20 protein-coding genes are annotated in these 22,689 nt (G+C 57.8%); 6 read left to right on the forward strand and 14 right to left on the reverse strand.

What is annotated here, in order from left to right; genetic code table 11:
• Together AC3Y7R_RS06420 and AC3Y7R_RS06425 are read left to right on the forward strand one after the other, a co-directional pair.
• Window positions 1-417 (forward strand): hypothetical protein, encoded by a 417-nt coding sequence (locus AC3Y7R_RS06420; protein ID WP_490041197.1) that lies wholly within the window; start codon window positions 1-3, stop codon window positions 415-417.
• Between the two features lie 76 nt (window positions 418-493).
• Window positions 494-2,692, forward strand: a complete 2,199-nt coding sequence (locus AC3Y7R_RS06425; RefSeq protein WP_490041198.1) for a 3-hydroxyacyl-CoA dehydrogenase NAD-binding domain-containing protein — start codon at window positions 494-496, stop codon at window positions 2,690-2,692.
• A 149-nt stretch (window positions 2,693-2,841) separates the two neighbouring features.
• On the opposite strand, the gene AC3Y7R_RS06430 is transcribed toward AC3Y7R_RS06425, so the two are convergent.
• Together AC3Y7R_RS06430 and AC3Y7R_RS06435 are read right to left on the reverse strand one after the other, a co-directional pair.
• Complete coding sequence (locus AC3Y7R_RS06430; protein WP_490041199.1) at window positions 2,842-3,456, reverse strand: Hint domain-containing protein; 615 nt, start codon at window positions 3,454-3,456, stop codon at window positions 2,842-2,844.
• A gap of 113 nt (window positions 3,457-3,569) precedes the next feature.
• Window positions 3,570-4,214: a sulfotransferase family 2 domain-containing protein gene (locus tag AC3Y7R_RS06435; RefSeq protein WP_490041200.1), complete on the reverse strand. Its 645-nt coding sequence runs from the start codon at window positions 4,212-4,214 to the stop codon at window positions 3,570-3,572.
• An 89-nt stretch (window positions 4,215-4,303) separates the two neighbouring features.
• Here AC3Y7R_RS06435 and AC3Y7R_RS06440 point away from each other — a divergent pair, with 89 nt between their 5' ends.
• Both AC3Y7R_RS06440 and AC3Y7R_RS06445 read left to right on the forward strand, forming a co-directional pair.
• The gene (locus AC3Y7R_RS06440) at window positions 4,304-5,929 is read left to right on the forward strand and encodes an AMP-binding protein (RefSeq protein WP_490041201.1); all 1,626 of its coding nucleotides are present in this window, start codon (window positions 4,304-4,306) and stop codon (window positions 5,927-5,929) included.
• A 187-nt stretch (window positions 5,930-6,116) separates the two neighbouring features.
• Window positions 6,117-7,133 (forward strand): hypothetical protein, encoded by a 1,017-nt coding sequence (locus AC3Y7R_RS06445; RefSeq protein ID WP_490041202.1) that lies wholly within the window; start codon window positions 6,117-6,119, stop codon window positions 7,131-7,133.
• A 6-nt stretch (window positions 7,134-7,139) separates the two neighbouring features.
• Here the strand turns inward: AC3Y7R_RS06445 and AC3Y7R_RS06450 are convergent, their stop codons facing one another.
• The 9 genes from AC3Y7R_RS06450 to AC3Y7R_RS06490 form a co-directional block, all read right to left on the reverse strand.
• Window positions 7,140-8,063: a hypothetical protein gene (locus AC3Y7R_RS06450; protein WP_490041203.1), complete on the reverse strand. Its 924-nt coding sequence runs from the start codon at window positions 8,061-8,063 to the stop codon at window positions 7,140-7,142.
• 68 nt (window positions 8,064-8,131) lie between these two features.
• Window positions 8,132-8,770, reverse strand: a complete 639-nt coding sequence (gene upp, locus AC3Y7R_RS06455) for a uracil phosphoribosyltransferase (protein ID WP_490041204.1) — start codon at window positions 8,768-8,770, stop codon at window positions 8,132-8,134.
• Entirely contained in the window at window positions 8,767-9,738 is a 972-nt protein-coding gene (locus tag AC3Y7R_RS06460) for an adenosine deaminase (RefSeq protein ID WP_490041412.1), read from the reverse strand. The genes upp and AC3Y7R_RS06460 overlap by 4 nt, the downstream gene beginning before the upstream one ends.
• A complete protein-coding gene (locus AC3Y7R_RS06465) occupies window positions 9,738-10,880 on the reverse strand; it encodes a phosphopentomutase (RefSeq protein WP_490041205.1) in 1,143 nt (380 codons plus the stop codon). The genes AC3Y7R_RS06460 and AC3Y7R_RS06465 overlap by 1 nt, the downstream gene beginning before the upstream one ends.
• The gene (locus tag AC3Y7R_RS06470) at window positions 10,877-12,190 is read right to left on the reverse strand and encodes a thymidine phosphorylase (protein ID WP_490041206.1); all 1,314 of its coding nucleotides are present in this window, start codon (window positions 12,188-12,190) and stop codon (window positions 10,877-10,879) included. Before AC3Y7R_RS06470 ends, AC3Y7R_RS06465 begins: the two co-directional genes overlap by 4 nt.
• A gap of 3 nt (window positions 12,191-12,193) precedes the next feature.
• Window positions 12,194-12,583 (reverse strand): cytidine deaminase, encoded by a 390-nt coding sequence (locus AC3Y7R_RS06475; RefSeq protein WP_490041207.1) that lies wholly within the window; start codon window positions 12,581-12,583, stop codon window positions 12,194-12,196.
• Between the two features lie 153 nt (window positions 12,584-12,736).
• The gene (gene prpE, locus AC3Y7R_RS06480) at window positions 12,737-14,629 is read right to left on the reverse strand and encodes a propionate-CoA ligase PrpE (protein ID WP_490041208.1); all 1,893 of its coding nucleotides are present in this window, start codon (window positions 14,627-14,629) and stop codon (window positions 12,737-12,739) included.
• A 144-nt stretch (window positions 14,630-14,773) separates the two neighbouring features.
• Window positions 14,774-15,595 (reverse strand): DUF533 domain-containing protein, encoded by an 822-nt coding sequence (locus tag AC3Y7R_RS06485; protein WP_490041209.1) that lies wholly within the window; start codon window positions 15,593-15,595, stop codon window positions 14,774-14,776.
• Window positions 15,596-15,688: 93 nt separating this feature from the next.
• Entirely contained in the window at window positions 15,689-16,951 is a 1,263-nt protein-coding gene (locus tag AC3Y7R_RS06490; RefSeq protein ID WP_490041210.1) for a cation:proton antiporter, read from the reverse strand.
• Window positions 16,952-17,116: 165 nt separating this feature from the next.
• Here AC3Y7R_RS06490 and AC3Y7R_RS06495 point away from each other — a divergent pair, with 165 nt between their 5' ends.
• A complete protein-coding gene (locus AC3Y7R_RS06495) occupies window positions 17,117-18,022 on the forward strand; it encodes a DMT family transporter (RefSeq protein ID WP_490041211.1) in 906 nt (301 codons plus the stop codon).
• Here the strand turns inward: AC3Y7R_RS06495 and AC3Y7R_RS06500 are convergent.
• The 3 genes from AC3Y7R_RS06500 to AC3Y7R_RS06510 form a co-directional block, all read right to left on the reverse strand.
• Window positions 18,001-19,425, reverse strand: coding sequence for a protein adenylyltransferase SelO (locus AC3Y7R_RS06500; protein WP_490041212.1), 1,425 nt, complete (start codon window positions 19,423-19,425; stop codon window positions 18,001-18,003). The genes AC3Y7R_RS06495 and AC3Y7R_RS06500 overlap by 22 nt on opposite strands.
• 105 nt (window positions 19,426-19,530) lie before the next feature.
• Window positions 19,531-20,475, reverse strand: a complete 945-nt coding sequence (locus tag AC3Y7R_RS06505) for a nucleoside hydrolase (RefSeq protein ID WP_490041213.1) — start codon at window positions 20,473-20,475, stop codon at window positions 19,531-19,533.
• Window positions 20,472-21,779: an HlyC/CorC family transporter gene (locus AC3Y7R_RS06510; protein WP_490041214.1), complete on the reverse strand. Its 1,308-nt coding sequence runs from the start codon at window positions 21,777-21,779 to the stop codon at window positions 20,472-20,474. The genes AC3Y7R_RS06505 and AC3Y7R_RS06510 overlap by 4 nt, the downstream gene beginning before the upstream one ends.
• Before the next feature lie 79 nt (window positions 21,780-21,858).
• Here AC3Y7R_RS06510 and AC3Y7R_RS06515 point away from each other — a divergent pair, with 79 nt between their 5' ends.
• On the forward strand, window positions 21,859-22,686 hold the full coding sequence (locus AC3Y7R_RS06515) for a metallophosphoesterase family protein (protein ID WP_490041215.1): 828 nt from the start codon (window positions 21,859-21,861) through the stop codon (window positions 22,684-22,686).
• The last annotated feature ends 3 nt before the right edge of the window (window positions 22,687-22,689 follow it).

The following is a 22,689-nucleotide window of genomic DNA, read 5'->3' on the forward strand; positions in this document are numbered from 1 at the left end:
ATGGGGTCTGATTTAACTAGTTTTGATTTTCAAGCATGGCTCGACACTGTGACGGGCTACTTCATGGCAGGCGACTTTGACGCTTTTGCCGACACGACGTCTTTACCCGCTACCGTGTGGACCGCAGAGGGGGCCTCCGTCATATCGACCCGCAAAGATTTGCTAGATCGGTTCGAATTTTGGATGCGCCTTATGAAAGCACAGCAAGCCACCGACATGATCCGAACCATGCGTTCTTCAACGCGCTTGGGCCCGGATATTATTCGCGGGAAATATGAGACCGAACTGTTACGCCGTGGCACCCGTGTAATTGACCCTTTCCAATCCGAGATGATGCTGCGGCGCGAAGATGGCGTTTGGCGCACCATTTCACTTGAACACTCACTCATGAAGCAGTTTTGGGCTCTGACACCCTAGGCATAACCCCCATGCCAATCAGCGCCTTCTGTTTTGACAAGAAACACATCTACTCCGCCACAAGGGAGATACATAAATGACCGATTTTACAATGAAAACAGACGCCGATGGCGTCGCCACCATCACTTGGGACACGATCGGCAAGTCGATGAATGTCATGAACCAACAAGGGTTCTATGACCTCGACGCGCTGATTGATCAGGCCTTGGCAGATGATGCCATCAAGGGCGTGATCATCACCTCTGGGAAGGAGGGGTCATTTGCCGGTGGCATGGACCTCAACATCATCGCCAAGATGAAAGAAAGTGCGGGCGACAACCCCGCGCAAGGCCTTATGGACGGGCTGATGGCAACCCACGCCGTGTTGCGCAAGATCGAGCGCGGCGGCATGGACCCGAAGACCAACAAAGGCGGTAAACCCATTGCTTGCGCCATGCAGGGCACCGGCCTTGGCATCGGGTTTGAGATCCCGTTGGCCTGCCACCGCATCTTTGTGGCAGACAACCCTAAGGCCAAAATCGGCCTGCCAGAAATCAAGGTCGGCATCTTTCCTGGTATGGGCGGCACCACACGCCTTGTGCGCAAAATGGGGGCCATGGCTGCCTCGCCGTTCCTGCTGGAAGGCAAATTAAGCGACCCGAAGAAAGCTAAAATGGCAGGGCTAATCGACGAGGTTGTGCCAGCCGATAAGCTGCTCTCGGCCGCCAAGGAATGGGTGCTGTCGTCGCCTAGCATCGTGAAGCCATGGGACGAAAAAGGCTACAAAATGCCCGGTGGCGCGCCTTACCACCCCGCTGGTTTCATGACCTTCGTTGGTGCCTCTGCCATGGTCAATGGCAATACCAAAGGCGTCTACCCAGCCGCCAAAGCGCTACTGTCTGCGGTCTATGAGGGGGCAATGGTGCCGTTTGACACCGCCATCAAAATCGAGGCGCGCTGGTTCACCAACGTGCTGATGAACCCCTCCTCGGGCAACATGATCCGCACGCTGTTCATCAACAAAGAGGCGCTGGAAAAAGGCGCTGTGCGCCCTGACGTAGCCGACCAAAAGGTCTCTAAGGTTGGCGTCATCGGCGCGGGCATGATGGGGGCCGGCATCGCGTTGGTCTCGGCATTGGCTGGGATCGAAGTTGTCTTGATCGACGCCAAACAAGAGTCCGCTGACAAGGGCAAAGCCTATTCCGCAGACTATATGGACAAGGGCATCAAACGCAAAAAAGCCACGCCAGAGAAGAAAGAGGCCATGCTGGCCCTGATCAACGCCACGACTGACTACGACGCGCTGAAAGGCTGTGATCTGGTCGTCGAAGCTGTGTTTGAGGACATGGGTGTGAAGGCTGAGGTGACCAAGAAAGTGCAAGCCATCACCGGGCCGGATTGCATCTTTGCCTCCAACACCTCGACCTTGCCGATCACAGAATTGGCCAAAGCCAGCGCAGATGAGGAACAGTTCATCGGCATCCACTTCTTCTCTCCGGTTGATAAAATGCTGCTGGTCGAGATTATCAAAGGGGCTAAAACTGGCGACCGCGCTGTAGCTAAGGCACTGGATTTTGTGCGCCAAATCCGCAAAACGCCCATCGTGGTCAATGATGCGCGCTTCTTCTATGCCAACCGTTGCATCATCCCCTACATCAACGAGGGCATTCGTATGCTCAAAGAGGGCGTGAACCCCGCTTTGATCGAGAACGCCGCCAAATTGGTAGGCATGCCGCTGGGTCCATTGCAGCTGGTCGATGAGACCTCGATTGATCTGGGCGTGAAGATTGCCAAAGCCACCAAAGCCGCCATGGGCGACGCCTATCCTGACGGTGCCGTGGACGATGTTTTGTTCTGGATGGAAGCCGAAGGTCGTTTGGGCCGCAAGTCCAACGCAGGCTTCTATTCTTACGATGACAAGGGCAAACGCCAGCTATTATGGGACGGGCTCGCGGCTAAATACCCACAATCTGACGCGCAACCAGAGCTAACAGAAGTGCAAAACCGCCTGTTATTCGCACAAGTTCTGGAAGCCGTGCGCGCTCTGGATGAAGGCGTTCTGATGGACATTCGCGAAGGCGATGTGGGCGCAATTTTGGGCTGGGGCTTCGCGCCATGGTCGGGCGGGCCGCTGTCATGGCTCGACATGGTTGGAACACCTTGGGCGGCCGAGACCACAAATGCCTTGGCACAAAAGCATGGCGAACGGTTCAAGGCCCCGGATTTACTGGAAGACATGGCCGCGAAAAACCAAAGCTTTTATGGCCGGTTCGATCCAACAAAAACCGCAGCGTAAGAATTTGGAAAAGCCCGGAAAGACGCTGGGCTTTTCCACCCCTCGCCTAGAAGTATTCTGCTTTGCATATAAGGCCGCCACAATCGCGACATAGCCAATTTCTCACAGAGAAATTGTTTTCAAAGTTTCGGAGAAACTTTGACTTCGCCTCATATCCAGCCGGCAGCCATGGGGCGTGCACGTTCCTTACGATCAGCTTCGCCCATGTTGCGCATCAGCAAACGCGATTGACGATCATTTAAGGGAGTAAAGCGCTGCACGCCGTTGGCTGCGGAAATATCTAGAAATACGCCACCCTCAACAACCAAGGTCTGCGCATCCTCGAAACCGATCGTCACATGGGTCAGGTCGCCCTTCACCCGGGCACGGGAGATACCGCGGTAACCAATCAGGTTTTCAGCACGAACTGACACACAAGCCTCGCCAAACAGCACACCTGCGGCCTCATCCTCAATCACAAGGCGGGCATCGGGGGCCACCAACATAGCGTGGTCATTGCCAATCGCGCCCTCAGGCACCAACAACGGCCATTGACCAGCGGCTGCTTTGGCCGAGACCAAACTCAGATCACGCACTTCAATGTCAATGACTTCCTGCTCGCCGTTTTCTGCGGTTAGCACCATGTCGCCAACTTCCAGCTCTTCAACCGGTACCCAGCGATTGCGGGTGGCAATCTTTGTGCCTGCGAAAATGCCCGCGCTTGGGGCGGTTGTCAGAACCAACGGTTCTACATTGGAAGTCTTACGGCTCGATTTGAAAAACATGTCCCACACCTGTCAGTTCATTTCTGATTGAGGTTAGGATGCCCTTCACTCGCGACCTTGGTTGGGCAGCAAAAAGGTCATTTTGAGGCGAATTGTGTTCGAATTGAGAACAATCAGAACCGATAGTTAAAGCGCGCAACATCAGGAGCCGCCATCTCCGTCACCAAATTTCTATCGGCAAGACTATAGGCATCGCGGTAATCCCCGCGCTCGGACTTATTGTCGTGGGGGAAGTCGCCCAGCTTGCAACCAATCAAAGCCTCCAGTTTCGGCAAATCCTCGTCCAGATGCTCTAACCTGACATAAAGCGCGCAATGCTCGCGCCCCTGTGCGGTCGTCACATATGCACTGTAAGGCGTGGTCCGAAAAGCTGCCACAGTCTGCGGATGATGCACAAACTGGCTGAACGTCAGCTCTTGTGCCAACCTCACAGCAGAGTGCTCAAAGCTTTGCGCGCGCAGCCAGTGGTAATAGCTCACCATGCGATCCCACGGGTTTCGCACCATGGTAAACACCCGGGCCTCGTCAACTTGGCTTTGCGGGATCAACCCAACAATATCGCGCAGTGTTGAATGCTTCCAAAGCCGCCCCGCCGCCTCAACATCTTGAACCCGACGCCTGCGCTTGCGCGCCTTTGGCGTGTCGCCCAGCATGATATCATCTGCCATCGCCTTGCCTTCCAAGGCCAGCGCCATGGACGTCCCCCCGGTCTTAGGGATGTGCACAAAGATGAAATTACGCCCCTTTGAGATAATCATTTACCACTCTCCAACAGATTACCCCTTCCCAACTCAAACCACGTTAGGCAAGCTCACCTATAGATTTACCTGCAACGAGGGAAATGACAATGGGTTGGATGTCTGACGAGGTAGGGCTGCAAAAACATGCCGCCAATTACGTACCACTTACGCCACTGTCACACCTCAACCGCGCGTGCCTCGCGTTTCCCACCCAAGAGGCACTGGTCTATGGCTCTGCCCGCCTCACTTACCCCGAATACCACGCGCGGGTCTCGCGCCTCGCCTCAGCCCTAACGGCACATGGCATCAAACCGGGAGACGTGGTTTCAACGATCATTCCCAATCTGCCCGCGCAGGCCGAGGCCCATTTCGGCGTGCCTGCTTGCGGCGCGGTTCTCAATACCATCAACACGCGCCTCGACCCCGGCACGGTGGCCTATATTTTTGCACATAGCGAGACCAAGCTGGTCCTCTGCGACACCGAATTTCTGCCACTGGCCGAGGCCGCCAAATATGCTTGCGATGGCGGTGGCCCTGACATCATCGAAGTGCCGGACACACAGGCAGGCTTTCCCGCTACGGGGCGCCATCCGACCTATGAAGACCTACTGGCAACTGGGCAACCCGACGCCCCTTGGCACATGCCCGAAGACGAGTGGGAAAGCCTCGCGCTCAACTACACTTCCGGCACCACGGGGCGGCCTAAAGGCGTCGTATACAGCCACCGCGGAGCCTACCTGATGACCATGGGCACGGTGATCTCGTGGCGGATGCAATTGCGCCCGAAGTTCCTTGCCATCGTGCCGCTGTTTCACTGCAACGGGTGGAACCACACTTGGATGATGCCCGTGCTGGGTGGGACGGTGCATTGCTGCCGCGATGTCACTGCCGCAGCCATCTACACCGCCATCGCGGACGAGGGCGTCACACATTTTGGCGGCGCGCCGATTGTGCTAAACATGATCGTCAACGCCCCGCCCGAGGATCGAAAACCCTTCACCCAGCAGGTCGAGGTCTTCACCGCAGGCGCCCCGCCCGCACCGACAACCTTGCACGCCATCGAAGCCCTCGGCTTCAACGTCACACATGTCTACGGGCTGACCGAAACCTACGGTCACGTTACCGAGGCCCTGTGGAATCCCGATTGGGACGCGACCCCAGAAGAGGACAAACCGTCCCTAAAAGCCCGCCAAGGCATCGCCATGCCAATGATGGAATATGTCACCGTGGTGAACGAGGAAAACACGCAAATCCCTATGGATAAGGCCACTCAGGGCGAGATCGTCATGCGCGGGAACTCGGTGATGAAAGGCTACTATAAGAACCCGTCAGCCACCGAGGAGGCTTTCCAAGGGGGCCATTTCCATTCCGGTGACATCGCCATCCAACATCCCGACGGCCACATCCAAATTTCCGACCGCGCCAAGGACATCATCATCTCCGGTGGCGAAAACGTCTCTTCGGTCGAGGTCGAAGCGGTCCTCATGTCCCACCCTGCCGTGTCCCTTTGCGCCGTGGTGGCAAAGCCCGACGACAAATGGGGCGAGGTGCCCTGCGCCTTTGTCGAACTGAAAGACACAGCGCAGGTCAGCGAGGCTGAGCTGATTGCCCATGCACGGGCCAGTTTGGCAGGGTTCAAGACCCCAAAGCAGATAATCTTCCAAGAGCTACCAAAAACCTCGACCGGTAAAATCCAAAAGTTTGAACTGCGCACACAGGCCAAATCTCTTTAAACATCACCTGACTAAAGCGCTCTGGGGTTTGGGGCAAAGCCCCATCAAAACATCTAGGGCCACAGGCACATTTAGGCACATTTAGGTCAAAACCCGCGCCCTCACACCCCCATTGAGTGGGCAGGCGCAACACGCTACACTGCCCTCAATAAATAAAAATAACATCGAGCAAGGAAGCGGACCGCAGATGACGGCGCTCAAAGAATACGAACGGTTGGACTCTACCGGCATTTGGCGCGAAAGCCCCGATGCCCAGCGTCGTGACGTGCTGATTTCCTTCGGAGACGCCACGTTAATCATCCGTGACAAGACCGACACCGCACTGGCCCACTGGTCCCTGCCGGCAGTCGAGCGGATCAACCCCGGCGCGCGCCCTGCCCTGTTTCGCCCCGGACCTGACGCCTCTGAGGAATTGGAGCTGGAAGACGCGACCCTGATCGACGCCATCGAAAAGGTCCGTAAAACCGTCGCCAAGCGCCGTCCTCAACGTGGCCGTTTGCGGCTCTATATTTTCACCGGCCTGATCACTGCAATCGGTGCTTTGGGGTATTTGTGGCTTCCCGGCGCACTTGTGCGTCACGCGGTCTCTGTAGTGCCAGACAGCAAACGTTTGGCGATTGGCACCGCCCTTCTGGGTCACATGACACGGCTCACTGGCGACACCTGCCGCTCCACCCTTGGCACCGCTGCTTTGGCGCGCCTTAAGTCGCGGGTCATGGACGATGATCTGCGCAAGGTTTATGTCGTTCCGTCCGGGCCGCAAAATGCGTTGTATTTACCCGGCGGGCTGCTGCTGCTGAACCGCACCGTGGTCGAGGATCATGACGCCGCCGACGTTGCTGCGGGCCATATGCTTGTCGCCACTGAACAAGCCCGCGCGACGGATCCGATGCAAACTTTACTTACCTCCACAGGTGGTTTTGCGACGTTGCATCTACTGACCACAGGGCAGATTGAGGATGATGTGCTGCGCGATTACGCCGAGACCCTTTTGGCGGCCCCGCTCCCTATCCCTAGCGCCGATTTTCTGCTGGAGCGCTTTGCCGCTGCAAAAGTTGCCTCGACCCCATATGCGTACGCAATCGACATCACGGGAGAGAGCACATTAGATTTGATCGAAGCTGACCCGTTTCGAGGGGCCGAAACCCCACGCCTGCTATCAGACGGTGACTGGATCAGCCTGCAAGATATTTGCGCCCAATAACCGCTCTCAAAAAAGACCAAAGACCTTCTTTTGGGCAGGAGTAGCCCGTTTTCCCGTGGCAGGGTCAACCAGATGGCGCGGCACGGTGTTTGACCAAACCAGCGACATTTGCGCTTTTCCAGACGACGTGCCGACACCGCGCAACGGGTTCAAGCGCCCATCAGTCCAAGCCTTTTTATGCCCCTTAGGCAGCGGCAACCGGGCTTCCGCGATCTTACGGTTCACGCCCTTGGGGCCCGCCAGCTGCCCGCGATAGGTGTTGCTGCTTTGCGGTGATATTTCTTCACGCACAACGTTACGCGGGCTTGTCCTTTGCGGTCCACAACGCGCGCCCTTGTTGATGAATTGCGAGCTGAAATCGCTGGCATCGGAGCAGCGATAGACCACCCGCGGCTGCGCTGTGGCACGACGTGGTGCCGCTTGCTGGCGCACCACACGGGTCTGTACTTTTGGTGCAACAACCGTCCGGCGGGCAACGCGAGTTTGTGGCTGTGGCGCTACGCGGCGCACCACACGGGTTTGCGTCCGGGGGCCCGCAACGGTTTTGCGCGCGATGCGAGTGGTGGTGGTTCGTTGTGGCGGGATCACCTTCACCTTGCGGCTCACGATCTTGGCGTTAGCCGGAACACGGGACGTCGTCTTGCGCACAACTTGTGGTGCCTTCGCGGTTCGGGTTTTGGACTTCACAACCGATGTCGTGCCACAAACAAGCTTGCGAGACCGCGTCACCCGCGGCACCCAAGTTACATTGCCGGAATAGCCAGCGCGAATGTAGACACACCCACGACTGTCTACGTATTGCTTCCCCTTGTAGGAGGCGGGCGGCGTCTCCGCCGGGCCGTTGTCGCCGCGCAAATTTTTCGCATCCGCGCCAATGAGCCCCATGCTCAACGCCAACGTCACTACAGAAAGCAGTCGCAAAAGTCGCATATCAGTCCCCACTAAATATAGTGGTTACAATGCAACAGCCACACAATCAAAGCAAGGCAGAAACTACCTTATTTAGTGCCAAACATCCGGTCACCCGCATCCCCTAGCCCCGGAACAATATATCCATTGTCATTCAAGTGACTATCCACCGAAGCTGTCACAATCGGCACGTCTGGGTGGGCCTCTTTCATCCGCGCAATGCCCTCAGGCGCTGCCAGCAGGCATAAGAATCGGATGTTCTTTGCACCAGATTTTTTCAACAAATCAATCGCCGCGACCGAGGAATTACCGGTCGCCAGCATCGGATCAACAGCAATCACCATGCGCTCGTCCATATGCTCTGGCACCTTAAAGTAGTACTGGACCGGTTTCAGAGTTTCCTCGTCGCGGTACAGCCCGACAAAGCCCACGCGGGCGCTTGGGATCAGCTCTAGCATACCGTCCAGCAACCCGTTGCCCGCACGCAGGATCGAGATCAGCGCCAGTTTTCGCCCCGCCAGCGTTGGCGCATCCATGGCCTCTACCGGGGTCTCGATACGCTTGGTTTCCATCGCAAGGTTGCGGGTCACCTCATAGGCCAAAAACTGGCTGATCTCGCGTAACAACTGACGAAACACTGCCGTAGAGGTCGTCTTTTCACGCATGAGGGTCAGCTTGTGCTGCACCAAAGGGTGATCAACAATGGTCAGGTGCGGGGTATCATTCATGTGACTGGCTCCAGTTTCTTAAGTAATTTTTCGCGGGTCGGCTCGTCACAGAACGCGGCCTTCGCGGCGGTGACATTGACCTCTCGCACGGTCTCATCATCCCAGCCGAACGTATCCGCAAGGCGATCGTATTCGTCACGCAAAGTGGTGTGAAAAAATGGAGGGTCATCCGTTGAAACGGTCACTGGAACACCGCGCGCGCGCAGCTGCTCAATCGGGTGCTTGTCCCACGCAGGATACACCCCAAGAGCCACGTTCGAGCCGGGACAAACTTCTAACACGATGCCATGTTCAATTAGATAATCAATCAGCTTGGGGTCCTCAATGGACTGCACGCCATGCCCCACGCGCTCAACCTTCAAATCACGCAGGGCCTGCCAAACGGAGGTGGCTCCACCCCATTCGCCAGCGTGGGTGGTCAGGCGCAAACCGGCCTCGCGGGCCATATCAAAACTATAGGCAAAGTCGCCCTGCTCCCCATGGCTCTCGTCACCGCCCATGCCGAAACCGGTGATAAAATCACCCGCGGTCTCAGCCGCACACATAGCTGCCGTTTTGGCCTGATCCGGCCCGAAATGGCGAATACAGGTCACGATGCCACGCATCTCAATGTCCGGCACACTGGCGGCGGCCTCTTGCATCGCCTGCGCATATTCCCGCCATGCGCCAACATCCCCGCCGCCGCAAAAATCGGGGGACAAGAACATCTCGGTATAGATCACACCCTGCTCAGCCGATTGCTCCAACACCGCCGTGGTCAGGCGCGCGAACTCTTCAGGGCCAGTCAAAACGGTGCATGCGGCCTCGTAAGTGCGCAGAAATTGGGCAAAATCCTCAAAGCAGTAGGATCCATCTTCAGCAAACACCCCCGCGAGGTTAACGTCTTTCTCTTGCGCCAAACCGCGAATGAAATCGGGTGGAGCAGCCCCCTCGATATGTAAATGCAGCTCTATTTTAGGGATTTCAATCACAGAAAACTCCGCCCTGGGCCGCGATTAGACAGCCCCAAATGATCCGCGACCGAGGCTGCAACGTCTACAAACATAACTTGTCCAATGTCGCGCGTACCAACACCAATGGCCACGACCGGGACTTGCTCACGCGTGTGTTCTGTGCCGCGCCAAGTGGGGTCATTTCCATGGTCTGCGGTGAACAACATCAAGTCACCTTCGCGCAATTTGGCCATCACCGGCCCGATTGCCGCGTCAAACCATTCCAGATGCGCCGCATACCCGCTCACATCGCGACGGTGGCCATAAAGGCTGTCAAATTCCACAAAATTTGCAAATACCAGCGCGCCATCTGGGGCCTCGTCAACCAAATCCGACAAGTGCCCCATCAAGGCATCATCGAAACCTTTACGACTCTCATCAATGCCGCGATCCGAGAAAATATCGCCAATCTTGCCGATCCCATAGGTGGCGCGACCATCACTTTTGGCCCAATCCAACAGTGTCGGCAACGGAATTTCCATTGCAAAATCATGCCGGTTTTTCGTGCGCTCGAAGCTCGTCTTATCCGTCCCGACGAAAGGCCGCGCGATAACCCGGCCCACGTTCATACCATGCAACATGGGGGCTATGTGGCGGCACAAATCCATCAAACGCTCCAGCCCGAAGCTCTCCTCATGGGCCGCTATTTGAAACACGCTGTCCGCAGAGGTATAGCAAATCGACAGTCCGCTGCGCATGTGCTCCTCACCCAGCCGCGCAATGATTTCCGTGCCCGATGCATGGCAATTCCCCAAGATGCCGCTCACCCCACAAAACGCAGCAACGGCGTCTGTGATCTCTGAGGGAAAACTAGGCTGCGTGTCGGGAAAATAGTGCCAATCCCAAGGGACCGGAACGCCCGCCAACTCCCAATGCCCCGATGGCGTATCTTTGCCCAACGAGACCTCGCGCGCGACGCCGTATAGACCCTGCGGCGCGATGCCATTTTGAAGCTTTGCAGCCTGTCCCAACCCCAGACGCATAAGGTTTGGCATAGACAGTGGGGTTTGCGCATGGATGTGGCCCAAGGTGTTTGAGCCTTCGTCGCCAAACAGTGCCGCATCGGGCGCGCCACCGCAGCCGACCGAGTCGAGAACGACCAGAAAAACCCGGCTCACACGGCCACCCGATCAAGGAATAAATCAGGCGCAGCAACACTTGCACCGCTTATTTGAAAGGCCTTTCGGACTGCGCGTTCGGCTTTGGCCGCAGCCTCTTCCGTGGCGGCATGAACCATTGCCAAGGGTGTTGTTTTATCAACTTTCGCCCCAATACGGCTTAGATTCGACAGGCCAACCGAGGGATCAATTCTATCTGTTTCGCGGCGACGCCCGCCGCCCAACTCAACCACCGCAAACCCCAAAGAGCGTGTATCAATCGCGCGAATGTAGCCTGTCGCCAAAGGCAGAACTTCGCGCACGATGTTGGCCTCGGGCAGGCAAAACCGCCAGCTCTCGTCAAAGTCTGTCGGGCCACCAAGTGCGGCCACCATCCGGCAAAACTGCTCGGCGGCGGCCCCGGATGTAATGGCAGTGTTGAGCATATTCCACGCGGCCTCGGTGTCGACCTTCATCTGTTTGCAATTGCCCAGCAATTCAGCCCCCAAAGCCAGCGCCACCTCGCGCAATCGCGACTGCTTGCTGCTGGTCAGCGCCTCCATAACGGCACGGATTTCAACCGCGTTGCCCGCAGCGGTCGCCAAGGGTTGAGACATATCTGTGATCAGCGCGGTTGTGGGGCAGCCTGCCCCTTTGGCCACCTCAACCAACGAGTAGGCCAAGCGCTTGGCCTGCGCCGGATCGGACAAAATAGCGCCGGAGCCAGTTTTAACATCCAGCACCAACCCTTGCAGCCCCGCCGCCAGCTTTTTGGCAAGGATCGAGGCGGTGATTAAGTCGATGCTGTCCACGGTCGAGGTCACATCGCGGATCGCATAAAGGCGGCGATCGGCGGGGGCGACTTGGCCAGACGCGCCGACGATGGCGCAGCCCACATCGCGCACCACATTTTGCAACTTAGAGGGCGAGACATTGCTGACATACCCCGGTATTGATTCCAGCTTGTCCAGCGTGCCGCCCGTGTGGCCCAAACCACGCCCCGAGACCATCGGAACATAGGCACCACAGACGGCCAATGCCGGGGCCAAAACCATCGAGACCGGATCACCCACCCCGCCCGTGGAGTGCTTATCCAAGACCGGACCGGGCAGTTTCCAGCGCAACACATCGCCGCTGTCGCGCATGCCTTCCGTCAGGCCCACGCGGCCCTCAGCGCCCAGCCCTTCCATCGCCACAGCCATCGCGAAGGCGCCGGCCTGCGCGTCGCTCACGCCGTGTTCTTCCGCCAAGGCTTTGCCAAACCAGCGGCACTCGGCGGCGCTCACGCCTTGGCGCATGCGAATTTTTCCTATGATCTGAGCTGCGTCCATATTCTACGCCATATGCCCCGCATCAAATGCGCCGGGCAACAGGCCCGCAACCGTGGAGCGTTCCGACACGCCACCAACTGTGGCCATCGTCACCGGTACATCGCCGCTCGCAAATTCTGCCAGCTTTTGGCGACACCCACCACAGGGCGGCACTGGCGTGGGGGACCCTGCCACGACGCAAACCTCAACAATCTCCCGCTCGCCCGCGGCGACCATGGCTGCAATTGCTCCGGCCTCGGCGCAGGTGCCCTCGGGGTAGGCCACGTTTTCTACGTTGCAGCCCACAAAGACTGTGCCAGCCTTGGTCCGCAAAGCAGCACCGACTTGAAACTTGGAATAGGGCGCATGAGCGTTCTCGCGAACCGACAGCGCATGAGGCAGCAGATCAGACATTTCCATCCCCTTAGACATTCCGCGCGATAGTGAAGCGCACAGCCCAGAGTTTCAATGCCTCGCAACCGGAAAAACATGGGGAAACGACATGTCAAAGAGAGCTTTTGTGGCGCCCGCCCGCGGGAGCTATCCCATCGGGCGGGGCCAAGCGGCCTATGTTGCCGGGTAACCCAAGCCTTTAAGCGCCACCGTGATCTCGTCGAGAATAGCCGGATCATCAATGGTCGCAGGCATTTTGTAGTCCTTGCCATCCGCAATGGACACCATCGTCGCACGCAAAATTTTGCCCGAACGCGTCTTGGGCAAACGGTCCACGACACAGGCCAGCTTGAATGCTGCCACCGGGCCGATTTGGTCACGCACCCGTTTGACGATCTCTTTAACGATATCCTCGTGCGGGCGATCTACGCCACTGTTCAGGCACACAAAACCCATCGGGGCTTGCCCTTTCAGCGCATCGGCAACACCGATCACGGCGCATTCGGCCACGTCCGGGTGGCCTGCGAGAACTTCCTCCATGCCGCCCGTTGACAGGCGGTGACCTGCCACGTTGATCACATCATCTGTGCGCGCCATGATATAGAGGTATCCGTCCTCGTCGATCATGCCCGCATCGCCAGTCTCATAGTAGCCAGGGAAGGCTGTGAGGTAGCTTTTGACGAACCGCTCTTCGGCGTTCCACAGGTTTGGCAACGTCCCCGGAGGCAGCGGCAATTTAATCGCAATCGCGCCCAGCTCTCCGGGTTCCATCGGGTGGCCACCCTCATCCAAGACCTGCACATCATAGCCCGGCATCGCCACCGTGGGCGAACCAACCTTAACCGGCAGCGGCTCGATCCCCATCGGGTTTGCCGCAATGGCATAGCCCGTCTCGGTCTGCCACCAGTGGTCGATGATCGGCTTGCCAAGATGGGTTTGCATCCACTCAATCGTATCGGGGTCCGCGCGCTCGCCCGCCAGATAGACGTTCTTCAGGCAAGACAGGTCGTAGTTTTTGATCAACTCCCCTTCGGGGTCTTCACGTTTCACTGCACGAAATGCTGTCGGCGCAGAGAAGAAGCTTTTGACTTTATACTCCTCAACCACACGCCAGAATGTGCCTGCGTCAGGTGTCCCGATCGGCTTACCTTCAAACACCACGGTGGTATTCCCGTGGATCAGCGGACCGTAGCAAATATAGCTATGCCCCACGACCCAGCCGACATCTGAGGCCGCCCAGAACACATCGCCCGGCTCCAGATCATAGAGGTTTTTCATCGTCCAGTTCAGCGCCACCAGATGGCCCGCAGTTGGCCGAATAACGCCCTTGGGCTGGCCCGTGGTGCCAGAGGTATACAAGATATAGGCGGGGTGATCGCCGGACACTGGCACACATTCCGCAGGCTCGACGCCAAACTGGAAGCCGTGCCAGTCATAGTCGCGCCCCTCAATCAGTTGCGCCACTTCCTGCTCGCGCTGGAAAATCACGCAGAACTCAGGCTTATGGCTGGCCAGCTCGATCGCGCCGTCCAGCAGGGGTTTGTAATGCACAACGCGCCCCGGCTCGATGCCGCAAGAGCTGGCGATGATGGCTTTAGGCGTCGCGTCGTCAATACGCACGGCCAGCTCGTTGGCAGCAAACCCGCCAAACACCACCGAGTGGATCGCCCCGATGCGAGAACACGCCAGCATCGCCTCCAAGGCCTCTGGCACCATCGGCATATAGATGATCACGCGGTCACCAGCTTCGACACCTTTGGCGCGCAACGCCCCCGCAAGCGAGGCCACGCGGGTCAGCAATTCGGAATAGGTGATCTCGTGTTTGGTATGGGTGACCGGGCTGTCATAGATGATCGCCACACGGTCGCCATTGCCTGCCTCAACATGGCGGTCGATGGCATTATAGCAGGTGTTAACCTTGGCATCCTTGAACCATTCATACAGCGGAGCATTGTCGGAAAACAGCGCCTTGGAAGGTTTTTGCACCCAATCAATGGCCTCTGCCTGCTCCATCCAAAACCCGTTTGGGTCGTCAAGCGAGCGCTTATATACGTCTGAATATGTCATTTTGATCCCTCCTCCTCCGGTCGTTGACGCTAGGTCTACGCTGCCGAGTGAGACGGGTGCAAGTAACAGGACGCCGCACCCATTGCGGGGCACGGCGTCACTATCTTATTGTTTGCGCTATCAATTCAGGCGCGTCAGGCGAGTTTAGCTATAAAGACGCGGCACGCCAAAGCTGTCGTGGATTTCATTGGCAGTTGCCTGACGAATGCCCAGCGAAGTTGCCAACTCGTGAAGGAACTTGGCCTCTGCCTGATTGCTTGGCTCAATCGCCATCACCGACATTGAATAAACCTGTGTCTCCACACCTTTCGGAGTGTCCGCAGCCAAAGCGGCCGCATCGACCGGCGCATTCAAGGCCTCGCGCACAAACGCCATGTCTTCAGCGCTTGCATCCTCACCGATGGTCGCCATCAGTGTTTCTTTCTCGGTGGCATCAATTTCCCCATCGCTACGCGCAGCCATAACCATAGCGCGGACCATCAGCCCTGCGGTATCTTCTTCCGCAGGCTCCTCGGCCGGATTGTCTTGGCCCAGCAAATCTTCAAGCGAGCCTGCCGAGGCCCCCGTGCGCGCATTCGCCAAACCGCCAAGCAAGCCACCAAGGCCACCAAGGCCGCCCGCAGCCGCGCCACCAGCGCCGCCCGTCAAGCCGCCCAAAATGTCACCAAGGCCGCCCATGCCACTTGTCGCAGCACCGCCCGCACCTTTCGTCAGGCCACCTAAAATATCGCCCAGCCCGCCAAGGCCACCAGCCGCTCCACTAGAGCTTCCGCCGGTCAAGCTGCCCATGATGTCACCCAGTCCACCAAGGCCGCCTGCACTGCTTGTACCACCGCGCGCACCGCCAGCAGCCCCCGAGAGGCTCTCCATTATTTTACCAAGCCCACCAGATTTTTGGACCTGTTGCATCCCCTTAGCGACAGCAAAACCAACGGCCATTTTGGCAACCATATTCATCATCGACATTATATATTTCTCCGTTCAAGGCAGCAGGCCACCGCAACGGGGCCCTTCCCGACCAAGAATGAGGGCAAGGGTCCCAGCCGTCTAGGGGGAAAGTTAGACCAGTTCCGGCTCACGCCCCAAACGGGTCGCCAAGGGGGCTACGGTCAGGCCCTGCACGATGATTGAGAAGATCACCACCACATAGGTCGCGGTCAGGATCAGCGGTTTCCACTCGTTTTCCGGCAACGACAGCGCCAATGCGACCGAAATGCCCCCCTTCAATCCGCCCCAAGTCATGATCGGGATCACGCCTTTTGAAAACTCGCGAAACGGGCGCAAAATCATAATCGGCACAGCCACCGCCACCAGCCTTGCCAGCAAGGCCAGCACAATTGCCAAAGCCCCCGCAGTCAGCCCCTCCATGGAGAACGCAACCGCGAAAACCTCAAACCCGATCAACAAAAACAAGACCGCGTTCAATATCTCGTCGATCAGCTTCCAAAAGCCATCCACGTATTGGCGGGTCAGTTTTGACATGCCATATTTGGTGCCAACATCCCCGATGAACAGCCCTGCACACACGGCCATGACCGGGCCAGACACATGCAGATACACCGCGAGCGAATAGCCGCCGAAGGCCAGCGCCAAGGTGATCAAAACCTCTAGCGAGTATTCATCAATCCGCCGCATCACGCGAAATGTCAGCCAGCCCAGCACGACACCCAAAAGCGCGCCGCCGACGGCCTCTTGCAAGAACAGCTTCGCCGCATCCGCCAACCCGCCGCCGCCATGGCTCTCGCCGTGGGCATCCATGGCCGGAAAGGCAATGCCCACCAACACCAAGAACACCACATAGCCCACGCCATCGTTGAACAGGCTCTCGCCCGCGATCTTGGTCTCCATGCTTTTCTTAAGGTTCGCTTGACGCAACACCCCCAGCACCGCCACCGGATCCGTGGGCGAGATCAGCGCGCCGAATACCAGCGCGATCATAATCGGCATGCCAGTAAGCCACGCGAACCCGAAGCCCGCAACCACGGTAGAAAGCCCCACCCCCAAGGTCGCCATCAGGGCCACCACGCGCCATTCACCGCGCAAATCTGCCAGTTTCACATGCAGCGCACCGGCAAATAGCAACAGACCCAACATGCCCTCCAGCAAGGCTTGCGAGAAGTCGATGGACTTGACCACCGAACGCACCTGATCCGCCATGCCAAGTTGCGGCGCGACCAGATCAACCCCCATCACTCCAAGCGAGGCCAAAAGTGCCACGATCAAAATGCCGATGGAGGACGGCAACTTGAGAAACAGGTAGTTCAGGGTGCCAAAGGCCGCCGCCAATACCAGCAATAGCGATGCGATCTGCAAAAGGGTCATGTGTGGCTCCGTCACTGTTTTGCCTTGGTACCCGCGTGAATACGGCGGGGGCATGTTTCGGCCAACTTATCTTATTTAGTCCCGCAAGCCAGCCGCAATTGCGCGCCAAGATTGACAACCTTAGCCATTATCGCATTGGAATAGGCCAACCCATCCGGAGCCCCCATGCACCCCAAAAATCACATCGACACATTTGGCGCGACATCGCTGATCGGCCTCGCGCTGCTGCTGGCCTTTAACCAAGTGGTCATCAAAGTCGCCAGCGAGGCTTTCCAGCCGGTGTTCTTTGCTGGCGCGCGCTCGGCGGGGGCGGTGTTTTGCATTCTCATCTGGATGTGGTGGCGCGGCATGAGCGTGTCGTTGCCGCGTGCGGTGATCCCGTCCGCCATCCTTATCGGCTTGGTGTTCTCGGTCGAGTTCTTGATGCTGTTCACCGCGCTAGATCTGACATCGGTTTCGCGCGCCTCGGTGATCTTTTATTCCATGCCCGTTTGGCTGGCTCTCTCCGCGCATTTCATCATCCCCGGAGACCGCCTTACCGCGCGCAAATCCTTCGGCTTGTTGATTGCCTTTACGGGTGTGGCTTGGGCCATCTTGGATCAAAACACGGGCGGCGAGACCTCGCTAATTGGCGATCTTTGCGCGCTCGGGGCCGCCATTGGGTGGGCCATCACGATCTTGCTGGTGAAGGCCACGCCATTAAAGACCGTCCGCCCGGAGGTGCAGCTCTTTTATCAAGTGCTGATCTCGGCGGTGGTGTTGCTTGCCGTGGCCCCGTTGTTCGGCCCGCTCATTCGCAATCCAACACCGATCCACTACGCCGCAATGGCATTCCAAATCGTGGCGATTGCCACCTTTGCCTTCATCTTTTGGCTTTGGCTGATGTCGATTTACCCTGCCTCGGGCGTCGCGAGTTTCTCGTTCCTGTCGCCGGTGTTATCGGTGCTGATGGGCTGGTTCCTATTGGGCGAAAAGATCAGCGTCTCGATCATCGGCGCGCTGATTTTAGTGGTGGTGGGCATCGCACTCATCAACCGCGCGCCTAAGGCTCAGGTGCCGCAAAAGGTCTGACGCACGCGTTGCTGCTCGGTCGGGGGTTGGCGTAAATCTGCGTGCTCTGGCTGGTCCTCAAAGGGGTGTTTCAGCACCTCAACGAGGCGGTGGAATGGCGCGTCGTCGCCCGCAATCCCCGCTTGAATGGCATCCTCAATGCGGTGATTGCGCGCAATAAACGCCGGATTAGCCGCGCGCATAAGTACCTCATCACCACCGCCCCAGCCCTTAGCCCATGCGTCATAGCTTGTCGGGTCAACAAACTGATCGCGCGCGCCCTGCCCCTGCGCCATAGCGCGAAACGTCAGGGTGAAATCCGCCTGATTATCGGCCATACGGATCAGTAGATCTTGGATCAGGGCCACCTCGCCATCCCCGCCGATCGCACGGCCAATCTTGGCGAGAAACACCTGCTTCCAAGCGGCAGTATAATGCGTGCCAAACTCCGCCAGAACGTCCTGTGCGGCGGCCACTGCCTTGTCGCTGTCGTCCTCAATCAACGGCAATAAGCACGACGCCAATTGCGCAAGGTTCCACACCAATATCTCTGGCTGCCCCTGATAAGCATAGCGCCCCTGCTGGTCGATGGACGAGAACACCATTGCCGGATGATAGGCATCCATGAAGGCACATGGCCCGTAATCAATCGTCAGCCCGCCCACATGGGTGTTGTCGGTGTTCATCACGCCATGGATAAAACCAACCCCCATCCATTTCGCCACAAGAGCCGCCTGCGCCTTGACCACGGCCTCTAGAAACCCCAACGCGTCGCCCTGCTCAACCTCTGGGTAATGACGCCTGATTGCCTCACCCAACAGCAATTCTAAAGCCTCGCGGTCATGGCGCGCAGCAAAGTATTGAAACGTCCCCACCCTGATATGAGAGGCCGCCGTGCGGGTCAAAATGGCCCCCGGCACACCCGTTTCACGCTGCACCCGCTCACCTGTGCGCACGGCCCCAAGGGCGCGCGTTGTTGGCACCCCAAGAGCGTGCATTGCTTCACTGACGATGTATTCGCGCATCACCGGACCAAGCCCCGCACGCCCGTCACCGCGCCGAGAAAATGGCGTCGGGCCGGAACCTTTCAACTGAATATCCCAGCGCGCGCCATCAGGACCTACGACCTCGCCTAAAACATTCGCACGCCCGTCGCCCAACTGTGGTGACCAACCGCCAAATTGATGCCCCGCATAGGCCTGCGCCAATGGCTCCGCGCCCGCAGGCATCACATTGCCCGCCAACATCGCCAGCCCCGCAGACGAGCGCAGCCAGTCAATGTCCAACCCCATTTGGGTCGCTAGGCTTTCATTCACCGCCAAAAGGCTCGGATCACGTACTGGAGTGGGCGACAGCTTGGCGTAAAACCGCGCGGGCAATCGAGCATAGGAGTTATCGAAACAAGGCACATGCGTCTCAGCCATGACTACTTTAATTCCCAATTAAGGTGACCGCACCGATGCTAGTGTTCACCGCACCGCCCCAAGATCATCGTCATCTTTGTTCTTAAAAATACGGAAAAACCGCCCTCACAACCGGCCGATCCGCTCGCTCAGAAGCGCAAAGAAGCCCGCCGCGTCGATGTCACCCATAAAGGTCACATTGGGCGCGCGGTCCGTGACCCCCCACCAATCCGCCACCGTCATCCCAAGGGTCAACTCCGATCCGGTCTCGACCTCCACATTGACCAAGCGGCCGGAAAACAGCTCGGGCTGCAACAGGTAGGCAATCACGCAAGGGTCATGCAACGGCGCGCCTTCCGAGCCGTATTTTTCCTTGTCAAAACGCTCGAAAAAGTCGGTCCACTCAGACACCATCCGCCCGGCCTCATTGCCCAAGGCCCGGAATGCATCGACCCGCGCGCGGTTGGTCAAAGCCTTGTGCGTCACGTCCAGCGGCATCGCCACCAAAGGCACCCCCGCCCCAAACACAATCTTGGCGGCCTCGGGGTCCACATAGATATTGAACTCGGCGGTGGGCGTGATGTTGCCCACCTGAAAATAAGCCCCGCCCATCAGCACAATTTCTTGTACCCGCTCGATAATGTCAGGGGCGCGGGTGAACGCCTCGGCAATATTGGTCAGCGGCCCCAGCGGGCAAAGCGTCACCGTACCAGCGGGCTGCGTGCGCAGGGTTTCAATGATGAAATCCACCGCATGGGCCTCTTGCAACGCCATCACAGGGTCCGCCATCACGGGACCATCAAGGCCGGTTTTTCCGTGCACATGTTCAGCGGTGACAAGCTTGCGCGATATAGGCGCATCGCACCCCGCGAACACCAAAACATCCGGCCGCCCCGCCAATTCACACACAATACGCGCGTTCTTTTGGGTCAGCGGCAACGGCACATTGCCCGCCACGACAGTGATGCCCAGCACCTCCAGGTCCTCCGGCGAGGCCAGCGCCAGCAAAATTGCCACGGCGTCATCTTGGCCGGGATCCGTGTCGATAATAATTTTGCGAGGGGCACTCATAACGGGCGTACTTTCAATTGGGTCAGACGGTTTTTGTGGCGTTCTATCACTTCGATACGGAAGCCATGGAATGAGAAAACCTGACCAACAGTCGGGATCGACTGGGCCTCGTGGATCACCAAGCCGGCAAGGGTATTGGCTTCCTCATCGGGCAGCGACCACTCGGCCATTCGGTTGAGGTCGCGGATTGTCACCGCCCCCTCAACGACATAGCTGCCGTCGTTTTCTGGCTTCAAGGCCGCCACTTCGGCTTCGTCAAATTCATCGGTAATTTCGCCCACGATCTCTTCGAGAATGTCTTCTAGTGTCAACAACCCTTGCAGCGCACCATACTCATCCACAACCAACGCAAAATGCGAATGCCGCTTCAAAAATTGGCGCATTTGGTCATCTAGTGCCGTGGTCTCAGGCACGAAATACGGCCTGCGTACCACTGCCATAATGTCAAAATCCGACAGGTCAGCGGACATACCACCCGGCCCGCGCACCGCCTCGTTCACCGCACGCAGCAGATCTTTGGCATGCATGACACCGACGATATTTTCCTGCTCCCCTTGGAATACCGGCAGGCGCGTGAAGCGGCTTTTCAGGCATTGGTCAATAATCTCGCTGGGTGGGTCTTCCGCGTTGATCATCTCGATCTCGGAACGGTGAAGCATGATCTCCTCCACGTCCCGCTCGTTCAAATCCAGCGCGCCTAAAAGCCGGTCGCGTTGTTCTTTGTGCACCACGCCTTCCTCATGACCCAGTGCCAAGGCCCCTGCGATTTCCTCGTTCACCGACAAGATGTGGCTATTGGGATCAATATCAACACCAAAAAGCTTCAAGATTTGACGCACCAAGGCGCGCACGGCGGTCACAATCGGCGCAAAGACCAGCACCACAATCGATATGGGACCTGAGACCATTGCGGCGGCCCTCTCGGAATTGGTGATGGCATATGTCTTTGGCAAAACCTCCGCGAAGATCAACACCAACAGCGTCATCACCAACGTCGCCCACGCCACGCCGCTTTCGCCCAATACTTTGGTAAACAGCGCGGTAGCCAAAGACGCTGCAAGAATGTTGACCAAGTTGTTGCCCAGTAAAACCGAACCGATCAACCGCTCGTTATCCTCGGTGATGTTTAAGGCCCGCTTGGCCCCTGGCGAGCCCTTGTCGGCCTGCGTGCGCAGCTTGCCGCGCGAGGCGGCAGTCAGGGCCGTCTCAGAGCCAGAAAAGAACGCCGACAAAAGCAACAAAACGACAATGCCGCCCGAGGTCAGCCAAAAGGCAGTATCAAAGAGTGTTGATGCGTCGTCCATCCGGGTTTTAGACCTTATCAATTGAGGTTAGACATAGGTTATGGGCTGCGCGCCCGAACCATTCAAGGGTAACCCGCAAATGCTCTCTACTCGCCCCTATATCAAGGACCTCGGAATTTTGCAGGGTGATGTCTTGCTGTTTGGCGGTGCCTATTCGAACTTGCAGGCGTGGGACGCACTCAAATCTCTTGCCGAAACTGCGAATTTCGCCCCTTCAAACCGCATTTTCACTGGTGATTTAATCGCCTATTGCGCGCAGAGTTTAGCGGTGGTCCGCTCCTCCCGTGGCCTCTTTGAGGTCCAGTCAATTTTGGGCAATTGCGAAGCGCAGATCAAGGCGGGTGCCACTGATTGCGGTTGCGGGTTCGAGAACGGCACCGCGTGCGATCTTGCCTCCAAAGTTTGGTTCACCCGTGCTTGGGCCGATTTACACCGCGAATTCCCTGATCCCGCCCTGTTGTTCAAAGACACGCCCGACATGTTGGTCTTTCGTCACAACGGCAAGCGCTATGTGGTGATCCACGGCGGGTTCACGGATGTGGCACGGTTCATTTGGCCCTGCTCACCAGAGAGCATTTTTGCCGAGGAACTTGCGGCGATTGAGCATGAGATCGGCTCGTTTGATGCTGTTATTGCAGGGCATTCAGGCATTGCCTTCGAGCGCCATATAGCTGGCAAGCAGTGGATCAATGCGGGGGTCATCGGGATGCCGCCCCATGATGGCCGCCCCGAGACCCGCTATGGCGTGTTGTCAAACGATGGCGTGCGGTTTCACAATCTGAGCTATGATTTTGAGGCCGCCGCGCAGGCGATGGAAGACGCAGGCCTGACCCAAGGCTACGAGACGGCATTGCGAACGGGCATTTGGCCTTCCGAGGATGTTTTGCCGCCGGAATTGCGCCGCTAGATT

Source organism: Litoreibacter sp. (assembly GCF_058136045.1).

What these genes read in the sequence shown, in the direction of transcription:
- AC3Y7R_RS06425 (WP_490041198.1), top strand. Translation starts at nt 494, where the DNA reads ATGACCGATTTTACAATGAAAACAGACGCCGATGGCGTCGCCACCATC.
- AC3Y7R_RS06495 (WP_490041211.1), top strand. Translation starts at nt 17,117, where the DNA reads ATGCACCCCAAAAATCACATCGACACATTTGGCGCGACATCGCTGATC.
- upp (WP_490041204.1), bottom strand. Translation starts at nt 8,770, where the DNA reads ATGAATGATACCCCGCACCTGACCATTGTTGATCACCCTTTGGTGCAG.
- AC3Y7R_RS06450 (WP_490041203.1), bottom strand. Translation starts at nt 8,063, where the DNA reads ATGCGACTTTTGCGACTGCTTTCTGTAGTGACGTTGGCGTTGAGCATG.
- prpE (WP_490041208.1), bottom strand. Translation starts at nt 14,629, where the DNA reads ATGACATATTCAGACGTATATAAGCGCTCGCTTGACGACCCAAACGGG.
- AC3Y7R_RS06490 (WP_490041210.1), bottom strand. Translation starts at nt 16,951, where the DNA reads ATGACCCTTTTGCAGATCGCATCGCTATTGCTGGTATTGGCGGCGGCC.
- AC3Y7R_RS06510 (WP_490041214.1), bottom strand. Translation starts at nt 21,779, where the DNA reads ATGGACGACGCATCAACACTCTTTGATACTGCCTTTTGGCTGACCTCG.
- AC3Y7R_RS06475 (WP_490041207.1), bottom strand. Translation starts at nt 12,583, where the DNA reads ATGTCTGATCTGCTGCCTCATGCGCTGTCGGTTCGCGAGAACGCTCAT.
- AC3Y7R_RS06470 (WP_490041206.1), bottom strand. Translation starts at nt 12,190, where the DNA reads ATGGACGCAGCTCAGATCATAGGAAAAATTCGCATGCGCCAAGGCGTG.
- AC3Y7R_RS06485 (WP_490041209.1), bottom strand. Translation starts at nt 15,595, where the DNA reads ATGTCGATGATGAATATGGTTGCCAAAATGGCCGTTGGTTTTGCTGTC.
- AC3Y7R_RS06435 (WP_490041200.1), bottom strand. Translation starts at nt 4,214, where the DNA reads ATGATTATCTCAAAGGGGCGTAATTTCATCTTTGTGCACATCCCTAAG.
- AC3Y7R_RS06505 (WP_490041213.1), bottom strand. Translation starts at nt 20,475, where the DNA reads ATGAGTGCCCCTCGCAAAATTATTATCGACACGGATCCCGGCCAAGAT.
- AC3Y7R_RS06420 (WP_490041197.1), top strand. Translation starts at nt 1, where the DNA reads ATGGGGTCTGATTTAACTAGTTTTGATTTTCAAGCATGGCTCGACACT.
- AC3Y7R_RS06445 (WP_490041202.1), top strand. Translation starts at nt 6,117, where the DNA reads ATGACGGCGCTCAAAGAATACGAACGGTTGGACTCTACCGGCATTTGG.
- AC3Y7R_RS06430 (WP_490041199.1), bottom strand. Translation starts at nt 3,456, where the DNA reads ATGTTTTTCAAATCGAGCCGTAAGACTTCCAATGTAGAACCGTTGGTT.
- AC3Y7R_RS06515 (WP_490041215.1), top strand. Translation starts at nt 21,859, where the DNA reads ATGCTCTCTACTCGCCCCTATATCAAGGACCTCGGAATTTTGCAGGGT.
- AC3Y7R_RS06440 (WP_490041201.1), top strand. Translation starts at nt 4,304, where the DNA reads ATGGGTTGGATGTCTGACGAGGTAGGGCTGCAAAAACATGCCGCCAAT.
- AC3Y7R_RS06500 (WP_490041212.1), bottom strand. Translation starts at nt 19,425, where the DNA reads ATGGCTGAGACGCATGTGCCTTGTTTCGATAACTCCTATGCTCGATTG.